The sequence below is a fragment of the Bacillus sp. C30 genome (genome assembly GCF_040838255.1).
Taxonomy (GTDB): domain Bacteria; phylum Bacillota; class Bacilli; order Bacillales; family Bacillaceae_G; genus Bacillus_A; species Bacillus_A mycoides.
This window is the reverse complement of sequence record NZ_JBFPJH010000392.1, coordinates 1-2,802: the sequence shown is the minus strand read 5'-3', so window position 1 is coordinate 2,802 and position 2,802 is coordinate 1. Positions and strand designations below refer to the sequence as shown.

Genomic DNA, 2,802 nt, shown 5'->3' with positions numbered 1-2,802 from the left:
TATCCATATAGTATTGAAAAATGGAGAAGTGGGGGAGGGACAAAACCCACTGATTAAAGCTTCACTTTATTTTTGTATGTTTTTTTCAACCTGTTCTCGAACAGTTTGAATATAATTCATTTTATGATCCCAACATTCTTGGCTTAAATCGACAGGGTACTCTTCAGGGTTTAAAGTTCGCATATACTCTTCCCAAAATAGTGAGAGGCTGTGTTCATTATACTTTTGAATATCTAATATATTAGGTAATTCATACGCTCTTTTACCGTTAATGAAAATATCTTGATGCAGTTCGCGTGCTTCAAAGCTTGTTACGAATTTACTTATATATGTATGAACTGGATGAAACATTTTTAAACGCTCTTCTTTTCCGGGTTCTTCTGACTCTAAAGCAATATAATCGCCCTCTGCATGATCGTTAACACGGTTAATAATACGATAAATTCGTTTAAGTCCTGGGGTTGTAATTTTTTCAAGATTAGATGAAATCTTAATCGTATCATTTAATTTTCCGTCAGTATCTTCAATAGCGACTAGTTTATAAACAGCCCCTAATGCTGGCTGCTCAAAGGATGTAATCAGCTTTGTACCAACACCCCATACATCAATTTTTGCCCCTTGAGATTTCAAGTGCATAATCGTATATTCATCTAAATCGCTAGAAGCGATAATTTTTGTGTTTGTAAATCCAGCTGCATCAAGTTGTTTTCTGGCCTCCTTTGATAAATATGCCATATCACCACTATCAAGGCGAATGCCATAAAAATCGATACGATCCCCGAACTCTTTTGCAACACGAATCGCATTTGGAACACCAGATTTTAATGTGTCGTATGTATCGACAAGAAATACACATTTTTTATGTGTTTCAGCATATTTTTTAAATGCAACATATTCATCGCGATATGCTTGAACGAAAGAATGGGCATGTGTGCCAGCTACAGGGATGCCAAATCGTTTCCCTGCGCGAACGTTACTGGTAGATGAAAAACCACCAATAAAGGCAGCTCGTGTTCCCCAAAGGGCAGCATCAAACTCATGAGCGCGTCTTGTACCGAACTCTAAAAGCTCATCATTATTTGCAGCGTGCTTCATACGTGCAGCTTTTGTAGCAATTAATGTTTGGTAATTTACAATATTTAAGAGGGCAGTTTCAATTATTTGTGCCTCGCCAAGCGGTGCATCAACACGTAATAATGGTTCGTTATTAAAAACAACTTCGCCTTCTTGCATACTACGAATCGTGCCAGTAAATTTCATGTTTTGTAAATAATGAAGGAAGTCTTCTTCAAATTGCAGCTCTGCTAAATAAGCGATGTCACTTTCGGTAAAGCTGAAATTTTCTATGTACTCTACAATTTTTTCAAGACCAGCAAAAACAGCATAGCCGTTTTCGAATGGAAGCTTTCGAAAGTATAGATCAAAAACAGAACGGCGAGTATGAATACCATCTTTCCAATATGTATAAGCCATGTTGATTTGATATAAATCTGTATGTAAGGCGTAACTATCGTCTTTATAATGATTCATTGCGAAAACACCTCCGTAATTTGGTTATAGTATACCAATTTTTCCCCTTTCGTAGCAAAGAAGTAATAGGGGATTGAAGTCAAGAGAGAAAAAAATGAAATAATGCATATTTTTTAGAAAATTTAAATTTATCAATTTATATTTCTCTAGATTTTATGTATTATTAGAGTAATGGGGGTAATGAGAATGGAGGAGGACAATGCAACAAACATTAGAAAAAATAGGCAAGCAAGTTTTTTATAAACGGCTACAGCAAAAAATGACACAGGAAGAATTATGTCAGGGCATTTGTTCTGTCTCATACTTAAGTAAGATCGAAAATGGAAAGATTGAAGCATCAGAAGAAATTCTACAATTGCTCTGCACAAGACTAGAAATTGCTGTGACGGATTTGAGAGATGTAGAAGAAGATGTGAAGGTGAAGTTGGACGAGTGGTTGAATGCATTAGTTCATTTGGACAAGCAACAAGTAGAGCGCATATACGAAGAGTTGCAAGGTGAAATGAAGCATGTGTTGGATTTTGAAATTATAAATTATTATAAACTGCTGTATACACGTTATTTAATGATGAAGCGGGATCTCCCTGCTGTTGAAGAAGAATTGGACGGATTGAAGAAAGTGTATAAGAAATACTCGCCTTTTCAGAAGATGTTATATACGTATAATAAGGCATTATTATATTCTGTGCAGTACAAATATACGCAGGCATTAGAATATCTGTTAAAGACGGAATCGATGGCGAAAGAGTTAGGATATTATGAAACAGGAATATATTATAATTTGGCATTGACATATAGTCAGATGGAAATAGACCATATGACATTATATTTTGCTAATGTGGCATTAGAAGGTTTTAAAAGTGAATATAAATTTAGAAATATAATTAATTGTAAGTTTTTAATTGCGTTTAGTTATACTAGAAAAAAACAATATAATGAAGCTATGGAAATCTATAATCATATCATAAGAGAAGCAACTTCTTTTGCTGATAAAGATAATATTCTTTCTATTGCTTTAAATAATATTGGTTATCTGTACTACCGACAAAAAAATTATGCCAAGGCGAAAGAGTATTATATAGAATGCTTAAAGTATAAAAAAGAAGAGGAAATGAATTATATTGATGCCATGTATGAGCTCTCGTTACAGTGTATTCAATTAGGAGAACTTGAGGAAGCGGCTGAATGGATTGAAAAAGGTATCCTTGCTGCAAGGAAAGATGATAGATACAAAGGGATGTTATATTTATTGTTAAATTTAAGATATAAATA

2 protein-coding genes are annotated in these 2,802 nt (G+C 34.2%); one reads left to right on the top strand and one right to left on the bottom strand.

Annotated elements, in window-relative coordinates; translation table 11 throughout:
• Positions 1-66: 66 nt before the first annotated feature.
• On the bottom strand, positions 67-1,530 hold the full coding sequence (locus tag AB3X49_RS20740; protein ID WP_367964459.1) for a nicotinate phosphoribosyltransferase: 1,464 nt from the start codon (positions 1,528-1,530) through the stop codon (positions 67-69).
• A gap of 199 nt (positions 1,531-1,729) precedes the next feature.
• Between AB3X49_RS20740 and AB3X49_RS20735 the strand changes: the two genes are divergently transcribed.
• Positions 1,730-2,802 (top strand): tetratricopeptide repeat protein (locus AB3X49_RS20735; RefSeq protein WP_367964457.1); only part of this gene is annotated, 1,073 nt, incomplete at its 3' end.

Excerpts from the sequence above, each read along its gene's own strand:
- AB3X49_RS20740 (WP_367964459.1), bottom strand. The coding sequence starts at position 1,530 with ATGAATCATTATAAAGACGATAGTTACGCCTTACATACAGATTTATAT.